The organism is Paraburkholderia sp. SECH4 (genome assembly GCF_030511745.1).
Lineage (GTDB): Bacteria > Pseudomonadota > Gammaproteobacteria > Burkholderiales > Burkholderiaceae > Paraburkholderia > Paraburkholderia madseniana.
On record NZ_JALOCP010000064.1, the window covers coordinates 1 to 16,263 of the forward strand.

Sequence of the window (16,263 nt, forward strand, 5' to 3'; positions counted from 1 at the left end):
AGAGACGGCTGCTGACAGTGCGACAGCGACGAACATAGGCTTGCATTTCATGGTGCACTCCCCAGAGTTGCCACGCGTAATTGCACGGCTCTGACCGCATATACGGGGAATACTCGCGCCTGGATTCAAAAACGGTCTGCATCCCGACGATGTAGCCTGATGTGTCCCTGCCTTGGGCCCGTCTTCGGGGGAAATTGCATCGACAAAGCTGATCGATCACGGTGCACGACTTGAAGACGCGGATGCGTTGACGAGCAACGCACGGCGGTGCCGTGCTTCCGGACCTTAAGCGGGGCGACCGGCCAGCAACCGCTTCGCGGTGTATGAAAGCACGCGCTCATCACGCTGATTCAACACGTCGATGCGGCTCGTCACGACTGCACGATTGTTTTTGGATGTGGGTTTCACTTCCTCGACTTCCACTATCCCATAGATCGAATCGTTGACGAGAACCGGACCGTGAGCCTTTAACGTCAGATCCAGAAGTGCCAGACCGGTGCCTTGTATCATCGTCTGGAATAACAGTCCTTCGATCAGGCCGCTCGTCAGCGCAGCGGGGACCGCACGGCCACGCATGGCGCCGTGCTCGTAGTCCGCGTCGATGAAAATGGCCTCGAGCATGCCGGTCACCGAGATGAAATTGACAAGGTCGGTTTCGGTTACCGTGCGACGATACGTGCGAAAGCGCTGACCGGCCTGAATCTCCTGCCAGTAGAAACCACGCCCCAGCAGTTGGGCGTCTTGTAGGGAACTCATATTTACTCCGGATGGGTAAGTGACTGTCGATCCCGCGCGCAGTCGGTTCTGCGGGCGATTGTCGGTTGACGGGACGTCGCGTTCGAATAGCAATAACTTTGCTATCGGGGAAGCTGTACTAGAACCTGACGCGCAAGCCAGCGGTAACGGCGAGCTGGTATTTCGAATTGGAGCCCGTTGGACCGCCCACGCTGTCGATCGTTGCGGTCAGGGCATCGCCCAGGGCCTTCTGATAGACCGCGGCGACATACGTTGTCGTAGTTTTGCTAAGCAGGTATTGCGCCCCCAGGTTTATCTGCGCCCAACGAGGGTGGGTCCCATCAGTAATGTTAGCTATTTTCGAGGCACCACCTACCTTTCCGTCGCTGTAAATGAATGCGACGCCAGCAAGAAAGGCCGGGGTAATCTGGTACTTTGTGTTGGCCTCATAGTTCGAAAGAGAAAAGCTCGAATGGTCGACGTACCGCAACTTGGCCACTGTATATGCGAACCCCAGCGTCGCTGCGTCCAACTGGTATGCCACGCCTGCGCCGGTGACGTCCTGGGTCTTGACCGGACGTGCATAGAAGATATCGGTGACGCTCGTGTAATCGCCGACGATGGCGCCGCCAGTATTGCTTCCTCCCGTACCCCCGGCCGAAGGGCTTGAGAGGTGCAGGTGACCAGCTCCCAGCGTTACAGGTCCCGCTGCGTAGCTCGCGCCGACGCTCCATGCGCTATTGTTTGAGAAGCCGGTGCCAGCTGAACCGGCAGCCTGATTGCTGAAGGCGTATAACCCTCCGAAGGCCAGCCCACGATAGGTGGGACTGGTGTACTTGACGGAGTTGTTGATGCGGAAGGTGGTGTAGAGATTGTCGATGTCACCGACGTGCGCGCCATATTGAGTCGCCCATTGTCTGGAAGAAACAAAAGGTCCGACGAAGTCGACGACCGAGTCGTACTGTCTCCCGAAGGTCGCGGTCCCCAGATCCTTGTTGACCAGTCCAACATATGCCTGGCGGCCGAATAAACGTGAACCTTGCAATAGCGTGCCGCTGGCGACGCTGAAGCCGTTCTCGAGCACGAAGATGGCGGAATTGCCGCCACCCAGATCCTCGACCCCGCGAAAGCCCCATCGGGACGGGGCACCGACACCGGATGTTTCCTGTATTTTGCGGGCACCGATGGCTCCGGGCCGGCTGGCCACGTTGTTCACATAACCGATACCTGCATCAACCAGACCGTAGAGCGTCACGCTGCTTTGCGCGCAGGCCGATGCGCTAGCCAGTCCGCTGGTCGCAAGAAAAATCGCCTTCCTCAATTCCATGTATGTCCCCATCGAAGCGTTATAGGTAAATATTGATTCAGCAATGTGCCGTTGGTCTCCTGGCGACCTGAGCGGCGGAACGGCTCACTTCAAAAACCCGCGGTGCTGGCATTGCACTGCCTGACACCGCGCACAAATCGAGGCAGCACCCGGACGGCCCTTCAGATCACCAAGTTTTCGCGTAATGCCGCGATTCGTTCATCGTCATAGCCCAGGACGACGCGCAGAACGTCAGTTGTATGTTCGCCAAGCTGAGGCGGGTGGATGAGCGCCTGAGGCGGCGTTGCGCTCATGTTGATCGGGTTGCGCACCACCTTCACGGTGCCGCCGGATGGGTGGGGCAGGTCGAGTTGCAGTCCGCGCGCCACCACCTGCTCGTTCTCGAATACCTCGCCGAGATCGTTGATTGGGCCGCAGGGCACGCTGGCAGCTTCGAGTGCAGCGATCCATTCATGCTTTCCGCGTACGCGGACCATCTCCGCGAGAATCGGCACCAGGGTCTCGCGATTGCGCACGCGCGCCGGATTGGTGGCGAAGCGCTCGTCGTCGGCCAGTTCCAGCCGGCCGCCGGCTTCGACAAATTTCCGGAACTGCCCGTCGTTGCCGACCGCGACGATGATCCAGCCATCGCTGGTCTGGAAGGTCTGGTAGGGCACGATGTTCGGATGCGCGTTGCCCCAGCGCACCGGCGGCTGGCCGCTGGCGAGGAAGTTCGAGCTAACGTTCGCGAGCATGGCGACCTGCACGTCGAGCAGCGCCATGTCGATGTACTGGCCTTCGCCGGTACGGTCGCGATGGGTGAGGGCTGTCAGCACGGCGACGCTTGAGTACATACCCGTCATCAGGTCTGTGATCGCCACCCCGCCTTTTGAGGGCCGCCGCCAGGCAAGCCGTCGCGCTCCCCGGTGATGCTCATGAAGCCGCCTATTCCCTGGATGATGAAGTCGTAGCCCGCACGCTGCGCATAGGGTCCAGTCTGACCAAATCCGGTCACCGAGCAATAGATGATGTCCGGCTTGATTTCTTTCAGCGAGGCGTAGTCGAGGCCATATTTCTTCAACTGGCCGACCTTGTAGTTCTCCAGCACCACGTCGCTGTGGGCGACCAGCTCGCGGACAATGCGCTGCCCTTCGGGCGTCGCGATATCCACGGTCACCGAGCGCTTGTTGCGGTTCGCGGCGAGATAGTAGGCTGCCTCGCGCGTATCTGCGCCGTCCGGCGTCTTCAGGTACGGAGGGCCCCAGTGACGCGTGTCGTCGCCGACTTCGGGTCGTTCGATCTTGATGACGTCGGCGCCGAAATCGGCGAGCGTCTGTGCGCACCACGGACCGGCCAGCACGCGGGTGAGATCCAGCACACGGATATGATTGAGAGCGCCCATAATTGGTAAAAATATAGTCGTTTAGTAATGCTATTAATTTGGTATGAAGCGTTGCGCAGCGAGTGTCAAGTGCCCGGGCACGGAAGCCGATTTCTGGACTTAAAGGGTTACGCCTGGTTGGCTAAAATCCGGCGCAACGATCGGTTCGCTACGGGGTAGTACGGTCGCGGGCGGCAGCTTCATCCCTCACTGGAAAGGAGAGGCTGATTCTTACGGGAAGCAATTGGCAAGATCACAACGAGCATGACCGCGGCCAATGCTTGCATGCACGCAGCGGTGACAAAGCCACTTGTATAGGTGCCGGTAGCTTCCCGTACGTACCCGGTAAGCCACGGCGTCAGAAAACCTGCGAGGTTCGCAACCGAACTAATGAAGGCCACTCCGACCGTGGCCCCACTAGCCTTCAGGTACCGCATCGGAATCTGCCAGAACAGAGAGATGCCGGCACCTGTGCCTGCGAGCGCGAGGGCGAGCGTCACAAAGGTGGCGGTGCGACTGCTGTGCCACACGAGTACCAGCAGAAGCAGGCTCGCGACGCTCACCACAGAGGCAATCGAGCAGTGGTAGCGGAGGTCACCGTGACGGCTCGCGTATGTGCAGAATGCAATGTTGCCGACAGCGCCAAGAATACAGATGGCCGCGATAGCGTTGCCGATCGCTGTGTAGCCACCAAATCCCGCATCCCGCAGAATGGTCGGAATGAAGAAGCTCAGCGCCGTATTGGCACTGAGGATGCAAAAATAGACGGCAACCAGTACCCAGACAACCGGATTGGCAAGCAGCGGTCGCTGGTGGTTCACTTCCGCAGAGGCGCGTTTGCGGTCGCGAGCGAGGTCGGCCTCGATGAGCAGCCGTTCTTCAGGGGACAGCCAGGACGCTGTCTGCGGCCCATCGGAGAGGACAAATAGTACGAGGCAGCCCAGCAGCAGGGTGGGGGCTGCCTGCACCAGAAACATCCAGCGCCAGCCCGCGAGGGACAACACGCCGCTCATATGTTGCAGCACGAAGCCGCCGGACAGGCCTACGGCTACAGTCGAACAAATAGCGGCCGAATGGAAAATGCTGAAGTTTCGGGTTCTCCGTTTCGTTGGAAACCATAGATTCAGATAGAGAATTACGCCCGGATAGAAGCCAGCCTCGAACGCGCCCAGCAGGAACCGCAGAAAGTAGAAGAGAGGTGCGCTACGGACGAACATCATTGCAATGCTGGTGAGTCCCCAACCGATGGCAATCACGGAGATCGTTCGTCTTGCACCGAGCCTTTGCTGAACTGTCGTGCTGGGTATGCCGAACACCACATAACCGAGGAAGAACAGTCCCGCACCGAAGCCGTACACCGTTTCACTGAAGTGCAGATCGGACAGCATCTGTAATTTCGCGAACGCGACATTGGCACGATCGACCCACGCGAGCAGCCATAGCAGGAAGAGAAGCGGAATGATTCTCCATTCCGAAGCCGAATAGGCGCGTCGTAGCGTGATTTCGGATGCGTCGCTCAAGGCGTTCGTATCGGCGTCATAGAGCGAGTTCATGAAGTGTCTCCTTGGTGATATGCCCGGATCTGTTTGGCCCGTGTCATGACAGTTCCAGTGCGGGAGCGGGCGTTGTCGCCCGCGTTCCCGTGACGGTGCAACTACGGCTTCTACACAATCGTTCGCGCGGGCAGTACTGCTCCGCGGTTCTCTCCGAACCCGATGCGCGCAAATCCGGGCCGCTCACACCAACCCTTCATGACGACCGCATCGCCGTCCTCCAGGAAGCCGCGCGTTTCGCCATTGCCCAGAGCGACGGGTGTCTTTCCTGCGGCAGTGAGTTCGATCAAGGCGCCAGCCTCAGCGGCCGTTGGTCCCGAGATCGTGCCGCTACCGAGCAGGTCACCGCTCTGCAGGTTGCAGCCGCCAATGGTGTGATGCGCGACCATTTGCGCGACCGTCCAGTACTGGTGACGGAAGCTCGTGTTTGACAGCCGTGCGGCAGGTGCCTGACTTGCACGCTGCCGCTCGGACTCCAGCCATACCTCGAGCTGGATGTCGATACCGCCTTCGCTGCGGTTGGCGGGCGCATCGAGATACGCCAGCGGTTGAGGCTCGTCTGCGGGCCGCTCCCATGCATGACGAAACGGCGCCAGCGCTTCCATGGTGACGATCCACGGAGAGATTGTGGTAGCGAAATTCTTCGCGAGAAACGGCCCCAGGGGTGTCGATTCCCACATCTGTATGTCGCGAGCGGACCAGTCGTTCAGCAGGCAAAGGCCGAACACATGTTGTTCGGCACGCGTGACGGGAATCGGCTCACCCTGCTGGTTGCCAACGCCGATGAAGATTCCCAGTTCGAGTTCATAGTCCAACCGCGCACACGCGGATACCTCAGGCACGCTGTGCCCCGCAACAAGTCGTTGTCCAAGCGGTCGCCGGACTTCCTCGCCGGATATTCCAATGCTCGAGACACGTCCGTGATAGGCGATAGGCATCCACTGAAAGTTTGGCGACAGTACCGGGTCTGGGCGCAGCAGCTTGACGATGTTGCGGGCATGGTCGATCGACGTATAGAAATCGGTGTAGTCGCCGATGCGGGCTGGCAAGCTGTATTCGACCAGCGCCTGCGGAACGAGACACCGGCGCAGCACGTCGGTATCAGGCGTCGCCGACACGTTTCCCGCTGGCGCTTCGAAAAGCGCGAAGACGGCGTGCCTCAAGGCTCGCCATGCGCCCGGGCCCATGGCGAAGAACTCGTTGAGCGAAGGTTGCGTGCAGGCGATGGCCGCCTGCATGGCGAGGCCGCTGAGGCAGCGTTCGCGAAGGAGGGCGGCCAGGTCGATGACCTGGTCTCCCAGCGCGATACCTGCGCGAAACGCCTCCGACTCTCCCTTGCGGCGAAAGATCGCGTAGGGGAGATTCTGCAGCGGAAAGTCGCAGTGAGGCTCATTGGCCGATGCAAGCCAGCTCTTGACAGCCGCATCGTGCGTACGGTCAAGGTTCATCGAATTCACCCCGCAGGCTCCGGCGGCTAAGCAGCACACGGCGTTGACGCAGTTCCTCGATCAAAGCGGGATCGACGTCGCGCTCGGCGAGTAACTCGACGTTGTGTTCGCCCTGGAAAGCAGGGACGCCAGGCGGCGGCAAGGTTGCGCTACTGAAGCGCCATGGCACGCCCGGCATGCGCATCGTGCCGCCCGAGCGATCGTCCACCTGGACAATCGCGCCCCAGTCTTGCGCCCACTCAGATTCCGCGAGGTCATTCGTGCTGCGGACCACACCGACAGCGAGGCCTTGTTCGCTCACCTGCGCCTGAAGTTCCTCCAGGTCGGTGAAGGTGAGAATCCAGGCGCGGACTTCGCTCAGCAGGGCATCGAGGTTCAGGCGGCGCAGTGGCGCGGTCGCAAAGCGCGGGTCGAGCAGCAGATCCGTTCGACGCATCATGGAGCAGTAGCGGACGAACATCGGCGAGTAGATGGGACTCGCGGCGATGGTCAACTGACGTCCGTCCGGTAGCTTGAAGATATGGGATTCAGGCGCGCTCAGCGCCGGTGGCTCGCCCTGTGTGTCAATCCCGGACAGTTGCGCGCCAGCGCGCTCGTTGACCGCGAGCATGGTCGCGGCCATCGCGACATCGACGTGCTGTCCTTCCCCGGTGCGGTTGCGATGCTGGATTGCGGCGAGCACCGCAATTGCGGCATGCAGGCCGGTGTAGACATCCGCATGGCTGCAGGCATCGTTCTTGAGTTCAGAAAGCGATTCGCCGTAGTGCTGTTGCAGAATGTCGGTCAAGCCGGTTTCCGCTTGCACCGTCGGGGCAAACGCGGGTCGGTTGCGCCACGGCCCGGTCTGTCCATAGCCGCTGATGGAAACGTAGACGACTCCCGGATTAAACTCGCGAACCTGCTCATAGCCAAGACCGAAGCGGTTGAGCGTGCCGGGGCGAAAATTCTCAACGATGACGTCGGCGTCGCGGCACATGTCGATCACGATTTCGCGTGCTTCGGGCCAGTTCAGGTCGATGCTGAGATTGCGCTTACCCGCATTCTGCTGCGCATAGTAGACCGACATCCCGTCAATGTGAGGCACGCCTCCGCGGCCCGAGTCGCCACCGGGCGGTTCGATCTTGGTCACGTCGGCGCCGAGATCGCGCAGTGTTTTGGTACACAGCGGGCCCGCGAGCACGCGTGTGAAGTCGATGACTTTCAGCCCGTCGAGTGGTGCGTTCATGATCAGTTCCCCTCGAATACTGCGGAGCCCGGACCGGTCTTCGCGAAGGACTGCAGACCGCGCTTCTGGTCGGCGCTTGCCCACATCATGTTGTTCACCTCGGTCTGCTGTGCATCGGCACCTTCGATGCCACGGCGCGCCGAAAGATTCGCCAATTTCTTGATACCGCCCAGGGCGACCGTGGGGCCGGCTGCAAGCTGGCGGGCCCATGACATCGACACATTCGGCAATTCGGCCTCGGCGACGACGAGGTTGATGGCACCCCAGCGTTCGAGTGCTGCCGGATCGTGACGCCGGCCGAACATTGCCATTTCTTTGGCGCGTGCCACGCCCACACGCTGCACGACTCTCTGAACGCCGCCGAGCAGCGGCAACAGACCGAGAGACGCTTCAGCCATACCGAAGAAAGCCGTGTCGGCCGCCAGGATCATGTCGCAGGTCAATGCCAGTTCGAAGCCACCGCCGAGCGCACCGCCATGCACGGCCGCTACCACAGGGATGCGGATATTCTCGAGGGCATCGAGCAGCGCCTCGAGGTTAGTCTGATCGCGGCGTCGGCCGCCCGCTGCGAATGCTGTCACGTCCGCGCCCGCGCAGAAGTGGCGCATGCCGCTACGCAGGAGAATCGATCGGCACCCTTCCTCGACGGCTCTGCTGTATGCGGCGAGCAGTTCCTGAATAAAGATATCGTCGAGCAGGTTGTGGGGCGGTTTTGCCATGGTGACGACGCCGACGGCGCCGTCTTTTTCAAAGAGAACGATGCTCATGTCTTATCCTGCGTGTTGGTCCGATGGGTTGCCGGACGAATTGTTACGAAGACTGTAAAAAATATAGGAATGCGAAATACAAGGTATATGCCTACCTTGAGAGCGTGTCAGGCCAGGCCGGTTTGCCGTTTTCAACGATCTGGCTGTGCGTTCCGCGCCTACGCCGCGCAAAAACTGTCCATGCCTTGTGCCGTGCGAATCAATGACTTGATCCTAACACTGATAAGTTGGTTTAAAATTAGGGTATTCCCGATGCTGGGGGAGAGGAGAGTGCGATTAGCATGTGCGCCGGGATATCGGCAAGCGGCGTGCGAGGCGTGTTGCGAAGCAGATTTGTACTTTTAATAGTCTGACCACTTTCATGGTGCCATCGTGAATTCAAAAGCATCGACTGACGTGTCCGTGCCATATCACCACGGAAATCTGCGTAATGCACTGATTGCAGAGGGGCGTCGCGCTTTGGAGGAGATAGGCGTCCACGAACTCAGTCTGCGCTACCTGGCACGTAAAGCAGGTGTGTCGGAGGCGGCGCCTTCTCACCATTTCGCCGGCAAGGAAGGCCTGCTGGCTGCCATTGCAGCAGATGGCTTTCGCGATCTCGCGGCGCTGCGCGCCACAATAGCGGCATCCGACGAGACGGCGCTTTCGAAGGCATATCGGATGATGAGAGTCTATGTGGAGTTTGCCCAGCGCTATAACGGGTTATTCGAATTGATGGTCGGTCCTCGGATCGTCGCGCGCGATTCTTACCCGGAGCTCAGCACGGAGATCACGAAGTCGTTCCGGCTTTTCGCTTCGTCTGTTGAGCAATTTGCGTTGGAAAAGCAATGGGAAGAGCAATCGCTGACGCTCGTCACCCATGCTGCCTGGAGCGTGGAGCACGGACTCGCGACGCTGATCCTCTCAGATCGCATGCCTCGATCCGATAAACCGCTTTCAATCGATCAGGTGGTGGAGTTTTCAATCAGCATGTTCCTCAGTGCGGTTGCGGCAGGCGCATCGAGTCTCGAAGAGGTCATTCGGCAACTCCCCGACTCGGAGACCGCGCCAAAGTGGGGGCTGAAGTCTGACCTGTGAATATGGCTCGGGGGAGCAGCTATAGTGGGTCGATGTTCGGTGATTCTTCCCAAACCACTTCCGTGCTCCAGTTGCGAATCAGTCTACGGGGCGTCAGCCCGCCGGTCTGGCGGCGCCTGCTGGTTCCCGAGCAGATTACGATCGCGCAACTGCATCATGTGATGCAGCTCGCCATGGGCTGGAACGACGCACATCTGCACCAGTTCGTCATTCGCTGCTGGCGTTACGGCGGGCATCCCGACGGCGCGCTGCAGTTCTTTGACGGTCCAGACACCCTGTCACTGGCTATGCGCACACAACAAAGTGTGCTCGCAGATCTCGCCATAAGCCTCGAGCTATCTGCAGCTCGCAGATTCAGTTCCAATGCGGCATAGTATTAGAGTTAGTGATACTGACTTGTGACATGCTGTTTTCCTGAAGTCGTCACCATACACTGGTTTCCAAGGTGCAGTCTGATTGAGCACCAGAACGAGACAGGAGACGATTGTGAACAAACAGGTGTTGCTGGAGGATTTACCGCTCCGCCCCTTTCACATAGGGGTGGCTTTCAGCGGAACAGGCGGGCAGTTCAGCGATGGTTTTGTTCTGGGGATTATCGGCATTGCCGTCAGCATGGCTGCCGGTCCGTTACATCTCAATGCCGTCTGGATGGGGTTGCTTGGAGCGGCGTCGCTGGCGGGGCTCTTCTTCGGCAGCATGCTGGCAGGCCCGATTGCGGACAAGTACGGCCGCCGGACGATTTTTGCGTTCGACATGCTGCTCTTCGCGGTCGTCTCGGCCGCTCAATATTTCGTGACGTCACCCGCACAGTTGCTGGTGTTGCGCCTCGTGCTCGGGTTCATCCTCGGCGCCGACTATGTGGTCAGCAAATCCCTTGTGACGGAGTACTCGCCGCGCCGCTATCGCGGACGTCTGCTTAGCGTGCTCGCTGCGGCGTGGGCAGCGGGGTATGTCGGTGCCTATCTTGCCGGCTTCGCCATGCGGGACATCGGCCCTGACGCATGGCGGCTCATGCTTGCCGCGAGCGGAATTCCGGCCCTGCTGATTCTTCCGTTCCGCCTCATCGTGCCTGAGTCGCCGATGTGGCTCATGAAACGTGGACGTGGCGACGAAGCGCTTGCGATCATCCGTCGCAAGTTCGGCCCTGACGTCATGCTTTCTAAGCCGGCTGGTGCGTCTCAACAGCATCGCGGTGCCTGGTCGGAGCTGTTCTCGCCGCGTTGGCGCAAGAACACCATCGTTGGCTGCGTCTTCTACACGTGCCAGGTCATTCCGTATTTCGCGTTGGGCACGTTTTCGCCGAAGGTTCTCGAGGCGCTGCAAGTAAAAGACAAGTTCGTGGGCGGCCTCGTCTACAACATCCTGCTCTTTGCCGGCGCCGTGATTGGCCTGTTGCTCATCGATAGGCTCTCCCGTCGCACGTTCCTCATCGGGACCTTCTACTTTGCGGCGCTTGCTTTGGCTGTGCTCGCCTATGCCAGCTTTGGACCCATCGGCACGATGCTGGCGTTCGGCCTCTTCGCATGCATTCTCTCGGCTGCGGCGAACCTCGAATTTGTCTATCCGCCCGAACTCTTCCCGACGCACCTTCGAGCATCTGGCGTTGGCCTCGCGGTCGCCGCGAGCCGCTTCGGTTCAGCCATCAGCACGTTTCTGCTGCCGCTCGCCGTTCAGCACGTCGGCATTCACGCTTCATTGGGTGTCTGTGTCGCGGTGCTGCTTTTCGGCGGAGTCTTCTGTCACATGCTGGCGCCCGAAACAGGTGGGGAAAGCCTCGCGGACGTAAAGTCCGACTCCGCAACCGATGACCAACCGATAGCTGAAGAGCGACATGACGCATCCATCGCTGCCTCAGCGTTGGGTAGCAGCAAGCCACGCATCTGATGCCCTTTGGAAGGCAGCGGCCCGGACGCGTGAACATAAGCCAGTACGCTTTTATCAGGACACGCCATGTCGCCGAACAAACCAATCGATATGCATGCGGTACAGGTCTTTGTCGCCGTGGCGGAAGCGGGAAGTATGTCTTCGGCGGCAACCAGGTTGGGCATATCTCAATCAGGCGTGTCGCAAATCATTCGGCAACTCGAAGAAGAACTGGGCGTCGTGCTGGTGAACCGCACGACCCGGCCGCTGGCGCTAACACCCTTTGGCATCGCACTTCGGAACCGGGGCACCGTGTTAAGCGAAGAGATTGCCAATCTGAAGGCACAGGTAGTCGAAGCCGGACGAGGCATCAAACCGGACTTGCGTATCGGACTGGTCGATTCGTTTGCGTCGACTTGCGGCTCGGTTTTCACCAAGAACCTGCTGGGGAAAGTGTCGCAGTTGTCGATACGTACCGGTTTGAGTCCCCAGCAGGGTGAAGCGCTTCTGCGCCGCGACCTGGACCTGATCGTCACGAGCGACCCGCTGGCTGACGCCAATGACGTGGTCCGGTACCGACTCTTCTCGGAGCGCTACTTTGTTATCACGCCGAGGGAGCTAAGAAAGCCTGTGCGAACCATCGAGGATGTACGCGCGCTTGGCAGCAGCTTACCCATCGTCCGGTTCAATCGCACATCACAGGTTGGATTGCAGATCGAGCGGTATTTGCGGCGGATTGAAGTACGGCTTCCAAACCGGCTTGAACTGGACAATGCCGATGCTTTGACCTCGATGGTTGCGGAAGGAATTGGATGGGCCATCACCTCGCCGATGTGTCTTCTTCAGGGTGTCACGCATGCGGGCAACGTTGCGACCCATGTGGTTGAAAAGTTGGGTCTCGAGCGCTCTCTTTATCTGGTAGCGCGCCGGGACGAATACAACGCTTTTTTTGATGATGCGTGCGAGACAGCGCGCGAAGTAATTGAAACATCATTCATGCCGAGGCTGAAAGCTCTCGGCGGAGAAATAGAGAAACTTATTACCGTTGGCGAAAGGAATTCTTATGAATAAGCTTACTCAAGGTGAACAGCGAGTTGAACGTGACTATGTCGGCGAGGTCACCATTCCCGCTAACAGGCTGTACGGCGTGAACACGGTTCGTGGCGTTGAGAACCTCACGGTTTCATCCCTGAATATCGCTCACTTCCCGCAGTTTCGCGACGCTTTCGCCCGGGTCAAGTGGGCGGCAGCTTTGGCCAACCGCGACAACGAAGTACTCACCAAAGAGCAATGTGAGGCTATCGTCAAAGCTTGCCAGCAAGTCATCGAGGGGCACTTCGACTCTTCGCTCGTGGTCGACCTGATGGAAGGATCGGGCGGGACGTCCACCAACATGAACTTCAACGAGGTCATCGCCAATCGCGCCCAGCAGCTATTGGGTCACGCTGCCGGAAACTACGAATTGATTCATCCAAATGACCACGTCAACCAGTCCCAATCCACCAACGACGCCTATCCAGCGGCGTTGAAAATTGCGACATACGCTATGCTCGAACCGTTAATCAAAGAGGTCACGCAGCTTGCAGCTCTCTTTGATAGCAAAGCCGCCGAGTTCGCCGACGTGCTGCATCTGGGCCGCACCTGCCTGCAGGACGCCCAGCCGATGCGTCTGGGCCAACTATTCGGAGGCTATGCGTCTCTGACAGCCCGTTTGGCAGAGGAACTCGTGGCAGTCCGCGACAAGCTCCGAACACTGCCTCTGGGGGGCACCGCGATTGGCACCGGCTTCGGTGCTCCCGCGGGTTATCGTGCCGCCGTGTACACGCACCTTGGCAGCATCACAGGCGTGGAATACCAGGCACCGGGAAATTCGTTCGATGCAATGCAGAACATGGATGTGTTCTCGCGCGTTTCGGCTGAGCTTCGTACCTGTGCTGTATCCCTCGCAAAAATCGCATCTGACCTGACAGTCCTGTCCTCGGGCCCTGTCGGCGGCCTCGGAGAGTTGAAGCTGCCGGAAGCGCAGGCCGGGTCGTCCATCATGCCGGGCAAGGTCAACCCTGTCCTGCCGATGGCAATCATTCAGCTAAGTTTTGCGGTTGTTGGAAATGACGTTGCAGTTGCGCAGGCCGTGCAGTACGGCGAACTGGAAATCAACCATTTTGAGCCCGTGGTCGCGTCGCGCGTTTTCGACAGCATTGCGCTGCTCACAAACGGCATTCAGCGTTTCTCGCAGAAGTGCGTCAAGGGCATCAAGGCGGATGTTGCGCGTAACGAGCAGCATTTGATGGAATCCATGGCAGTTGCCACGGCACTGGTTCCGAAGATTGGCTACGCCCGAGTCAGCAAACTTGCGCGCCAATCCGTGGCTGAAGGTCGCTCTTTGATTTCGATTCTGGACGAGTCCGGAGTGCTTTCCACGCAAGACACCATCACGGCAATCCGCAACGCGTCGTATCCGGTGTTTGACGCATAAGCGTTCGCTGCGAGCGAGGAGCGAGCAGACCTGGAGCCATTCCGGGTCTGCTCGCCCTTGACTCTATATGAACGGCAGCATGCCAGCAAATGACGAGCTACTGAACTGCGGTCGAAAGACAAGACGCGCTAAAACTTCTCTATCCAGGGTCGCAGTTCAACCTCCCATGTCCACGCACTACGATGCTGGCGATGGATATGGAGGTATTCCTTGGCGATGGCGTCAGGGTCCAACCATTTGTCCTCATGGCTGGCATCGTCCGCTTGAGGACGGCTGCTCGCAATGCCGCCGTCGATGACGAAATGCGCGACATGAATATTTTTCGGAGCGAGTTCTCGCGCCATACATTGGGCCATCCCTCGCAACGCGAATTTGCCCATCGCAAATGGCGTCGAACCAGGCAGCCCTTTCACACTTGCCGTAGCGCCGGTCAGGAGGATGGTGCCGCTGCCGCGCGCCAGCATTCGAACGGCTGCGGCCTGGGCGACTAGAAAGCCACCGACGGCGGTCACTTTAAGCGCGTCCTCAAGTTTCTCTGGGTCGATGTCTTCGACTGCCGCGCGGTAGCGGCCACTCGCGTTGTACACAACGAGGTCGGGCGCGCCGAATGCGTCTTCTACGCGGTCAAAAAGTGCGGTGACATCGTCCGGTTGACTGGCGTCGCAACGTAAGGGCAGAGCGCCCGTCTCGCCGACGAGGTCCGTCAGCTTGCTGGTATCGCGGGCAGCGAGCGCAACCTGCATGCCCTCTGCTGCGAACAGTCGCGCGAGCGAAGCACTCAATCCCTTTCCTGCGCCCACAATCAAAGCGGTCTCAGTTCGACTCACGGTTCCTCCGGATTCAACAGGGACTGGAACTGCCACGTATGAGCGAAGTTAGCAATTCCAGCGTGTGTGACTGCATCCGTATCCACACACCCTAACTTTTTAGCGGGGTGGGGTGCGGGATGCACGCTTCGTCATATTGTCTGCCGGCAACATGCCCGGCAAGGCCTCCACAAAGAAATCCGCTTGCAATGCGGCCCCAGCCTGCACGTCGTACTGTGCAAAGTCGCGCACACCGGCGGCCAGCAGAACTTCGTCGTCGAGGAAGAAGTTTCCTGTGCACTCTTTGGCCGGGCGCGTCAGGATGTAGTGGGCCGCGTCAGCGACTATCTCAGGCGTGCGACATGCTGCAATCATGTCCTTGCCGCCAATTTCATTTTGCACAGCAGCGGTCGCGATCGCTGTTCGAGGCCATAGCGAATTGACGGCGACACCCCGGTCTTTGAACTCGCCGGCAAGCGCCAGGGTGAACAGGCTCATTGTGTATTTGGCAATGGTGTATGCCGGAAAATCGCTAAACCATTTTGCGTCCTGGACCAACGGAGGTGACAGCGTGAGGATGTGCGGGTTCGGCGCATTGAGGAGGTGCGGCAGGCACGCTTGCGCGCATACGAACGTACCTCTGCCATTGACCCCATGCATCAGGTCGTACCGTTTGACGGGTGTGTCCAGCGTGCCTGTCAGTCGAATGGCGCTGGCATTGTTCACGAGGATATCGATGCCGCCGAACAAAGCAACGGCCTCGGCGACTGCCGCCTTCACGCGTTCTTCGTCGCGAATATCCACCACCAGCGGGAGCGCCTTGCCGCCGGCAGCTTCAACAGCCGCAGCCGCCGTGTGAATCGTGCCTTCGAGACGCGGGTCTGGCTCCGCGGTCTTGGCGCAAATCACGACATTGGCGCCGTCGCGTGCGGCTCTGAGTGCAATCGCGAGTCCGATGCCGCGACTGCCACCGGACATGAATAGTGTCTTGCCAGCAAGGCTCATGGTCGTCTCCTGATGATTTACAGCAGCATACGCTTCTGCCGTCATCGGCGCGCAGGGGAGCGCTGCAGCCTACGCGTCGCCGCAAACCTCCTCCAGCATAGGGATCCCCGCCAATCCGCGATGGGCTTTAGCGAGCGCCATTGTCTGGCATTTTGCAATTGTGATTTCACGCTATCGGTCTAGAAAAAAGATAGGCCAGATCTAAACTCCTATCGAAACTGTAGCGAGGTGAAGAAATGTTGAAGCTTATCGAAGGTGCGGTGTTGCTAGGTGCGCTGATGCTGTATTTGGTGCCCGCAATGATTGCAGACGCCAGAGACCGCGAAGACGCCTTTGCGGTGACCATGGTGAACATCCTGCTTGGATGGACCGTTATCGGTTGGTTCGCGGCGCTGATATGGGCGCGGCATCCGGTCAGCGATCGTCGTTTGAAGCAGTTCGCAAAACGGGCACAACGGGCGGTTGCACGAGTCACGATAGATGCCATAGTTGCTCGCGCTGAAGGCCGTGCTGGGTCAATTCCCTTGTTCAACCCGCGTTTGGTGCCGGTAGTGGCGCGCATCGCAGCAAGCAGCCGTTACCAACACAGAAGTTAGTCGGTGACGTAGGCCGAGCGTGAAT

Annotated in this window: 14 protein-coding genes and 1 pseudogene; 6 read left to right on the top strand and 9 right to left on the bottom strand. The window is 59.3% G+C overall.

Annotation, left to right across the window (positions count from 1 at the left end; genetic code table 11):
• Positions 1 to 285: 285 nt before the first annotated feature.
• From M0D67_RS39870 to M0D67_RS39900, 7 genes and pseudogenes are all read right to left on the bottom strand, one after another.
• The gene (locus tag M0D67_RS39870) at positions 286 to 756 is read right to left on the bottom strand and encodes a MaoC family dehydratase (RefSeq protein WP_154560147.1); all 471 of its coding nucleotides are present in this window, start codon (positions 754 to 756) and stop codon (positions 286 to 288) included.
• 118 nt (positions 757 to 874) lie between these two features.
• A complete protein-coding gene (locus M0D67_RS39875; protein WP_154560146.1) occupies positions 875 to 2,062 on the bottom strand; it encodes a porin in 1,188 nt (395 codons plus the stop codon).
• Positions 2,063 to 2,223: 161 nt separating this feature from the next.
• Positions 2,224 to 3,443, bottom strand: a pseudogene (locus M0D67_RS39880) (CaiB/BaiF CoA transferase family protein).
• A 179-nt stretch (positions 3,444 to 3,622) separates the two neighbouring features.
• A complete protein-coding gene (locus M0D67_RS39885) occupies positions 3,623 to 4,942 on the bottom strand; it encodes an MFS transporter (RefSeq protein WP_233469061.1) in 1,320 nt (439 codons plus the stop codon).
• Between the two features lie 143 nt (positions 4,943 to 5,085).
• The gene (fahA, locus tag M0D67_RS39890; RefSeq protein ID WP_171928814.1) at positions 5,086 to 6,423 is read right to left on the bottom strand and encodes a fumarylacetoacetase; all 1,338 of its coding nucleotides are present in this window, start codon (positions 6,421 to 6,423) and stop codon (positions 5,086 to 5,088) included.
• A complete protein-coding gene (locus M0D67_RS39895) occupies positions 6,413 to 7,648 on the bottom strand; it encodes a CaiB/BaiF CoA-transferase family protein (RefSeq protein ID WP_154560142.1) in 1,236 nt (411 codons plus the stop codon). The genes fahA and M0D67_RS39895 overlap by 11 nt, the downstream gene beginning before the upstream one ends.
• A 2-nt stretch (positions 7,649 to 7,650) precedes the next feature.
• Entirely contained in the window at positions 7,651 to 8,415 is a 765-nt protein-coding gene (locus M0D67_RS39900; protein ID WP_154560141.1) for an enoyl-CoA hydratase/isomerase family protein, read from the bottom strand.
• A 372-nt stretch (positions 8,416 to 8,787) separates the two neighbouring features.
• On the opposite strand from M0D67_RS39900, the gene M0D67_RS39905 reads away from it, so the two are divergent.
• The 5 genes from M0D67_RS39905 (at position 8,788) to M0D67_RS39925 (ending at position 13,831) form a co-directional block, all read left to right on the top strand.
• A complete protein-coding gene (locus tag M0D67_RS39905) occupies positions 8,788 to 9,492 on the top strand; it encodes a TetR/AcrR family transcriptional regulator (protein ID WP_168435671.1) in 705 nt (234 codons plus the stop codon).
• Between the two features lie 32 nt (positions 9,493 to 9,524).
• Positions 9,525 to 9,866: a plasmid pRiA4b ORF-3 family protein gene (locus M0D67_RS39910; RefSeq protein WP_154560140.1), complete on the top strand. Its 342-nt coding sequence runs from the start codon at positions 9,525 to 9,527 to the stop codon at positions 9,864 to 9,866.
• A 112-nt stretch (positions 9,867 to 9,978) separates the two neighbouring features.
• Positions 9,979 to 11,376, top strand: coding sequence for an MFS transporter (locus tag M0D67_RS39915; RefSeq protein ID WP_171928813.1), 1,398 nt, complete (start codon positions 9,979 to 9,981; stop codon positions 11,374 to 11,376).
• Positions 11,377 to 11,442: 66 nt separating this feature from the next.
• Entirely contained in the window at positions 11,443 to 12,426 is a 984-nt protein-coding gene (locus tag M0D67_RS39920; RefSeq protein ID WP_154560138.1) for a LysR family transcriptional regulator, read from the top strand.
• A complete protein-coding gene (locus M0D67_RS39925) occupies positions 12,419 to 13,831 on the top strand; it encodes an aspartate ammonia-lyase (protein WP_171928812.1) in 1,413 nt (470 codons plus the stop codon). Before M0D67_RS39920 ends, M0D67_RS39925 begins: the two co-directional genes overlap by 8 nt.
• Before the next feature lie 128 nt (positions 13,832 to 13,959).
• Here the strand turns inward: M0D67_RS39925 and M0D67_RS39930 are convergent, their stop codons facing one another.
• On the bottom strand, positions 13,960 to 14,694 hold the full coding sequence (locus tag M0D67_RS39930; protein ID WP_308112632.1) for an SDR family NAD(P)-dependent oxidoreductase: 735 nt from the start codon (positions 14,692 to 14,694) through the stop codon (positions 13,960 to 13,962).
• Positions 14,695 to 14,757: 63 nt separating this feature from the next.
• Positions 14,758 to 15,642, bottom strand: coding sequence for an NAD(P)-dependent oxidoreductase (locus tag M0D67_RS39935; protein ID WP_154560135.1), 885 nt, complete (start codon positions 15,640 to 15,642; stop codon positions 14,758 to 14,760).
• 236 nt (positions 15,643 to 15,878) lie between these two features.
• Here M0D67_RS39935 and M0D67_RS39940 point away from each other — a divergent pair, with 236 nt between their 5' ends.
• Positions 15,879 to 16,238: a superinfection immunity protein gene (locus M0D67_RS39940; protein ID WP_154560134.1), complete on the top strand. Its 360-nt coding sequence runs from the start codon at positions 15,879 to 15,881 to the stop codon at positions 16,236 to 16,238.
• Positions 16,239 to 16,263 lie beyond the last annotated feature (25 nt).

What these genes read in the sequence shown, in the direction of transcription:
- M0D67_RS39870 (WP_154560147.1), bottom strand. Translation starts at nt 756, where the DNA reads ATGAGTTCCCTACAAGACGCCCAACTGCTGGGGCGTGGTTTCTACTGG.
- M0D67_RS39900 (WP_154560141.1), bottom strand. Translation starts at nt 8,415, where the DNA reads ATGAGCATCGTTCTCTTTGAAAAAGACGGCGCCGTCGGCGTCGTCACC.
- M0D67_RS39925 (WP_171928812.1), top strand. Translation starts at nt 12,419, where the DNA reads ATGAATAAGCTTACTCAAGGTGAACAGCGAGTTGAACGTGACTATGTC.
- fahA (WP_171928814.1), bottom strand. Translation starts at nt 6,423, where the DNA reads ATGAACCTTGACCGTACGCACGATGCGGCTGTCAAGAGCTGGCTTGCA.
- M0D67_RS39875 (WP_154560146.1), bottom strand. Translation starts at nt 2,062, where the DNA reads ATGGAATTGAGGAAGGCGATTTTTCTTGCGACCAGCGGACTGGCTAGC.
- M0D67_RS39895 (WP_154560142.1), bottom strand. Translation starts at nt 7,648, where the DNA reads ATGAACGCACCACTCGACGGGCTGAAAGTCATCGACTTCACACGCGTG.
- M0D67_RS39935 (WP_154560135.1), bottom strand. Translation starts at nt 15,642, where the DNA reads ATGAGCCTTGCTGGCAAGACACTATTCATGTCCGGTGGCAGTCGCGGC.
- M0D67_RS39920 (WP_154560138.1), top strand. Translation starts at nt 11,443, where the DNA reads ATGTCGCCGAACAAACCAATCGATATGCATGCGGTACAGGTCTTTGTC.
- M0D67_RS39910 (WP_154560140.1), top strand. Translation starts at nt 9,525, where the DNA reads ATGTTCGGTGATTCTTCCCAAACCACTTCCGTGCTCCAGTTGCGAATC.
- M0D67_RS39940 (WP_154560134.1), top strand. Translation starts at nt 15,879, where the DNA reads ATGTTGAAGCTTATCGAAGGTGCGGTGTTGCTAGGTGCGCTGATGCTG.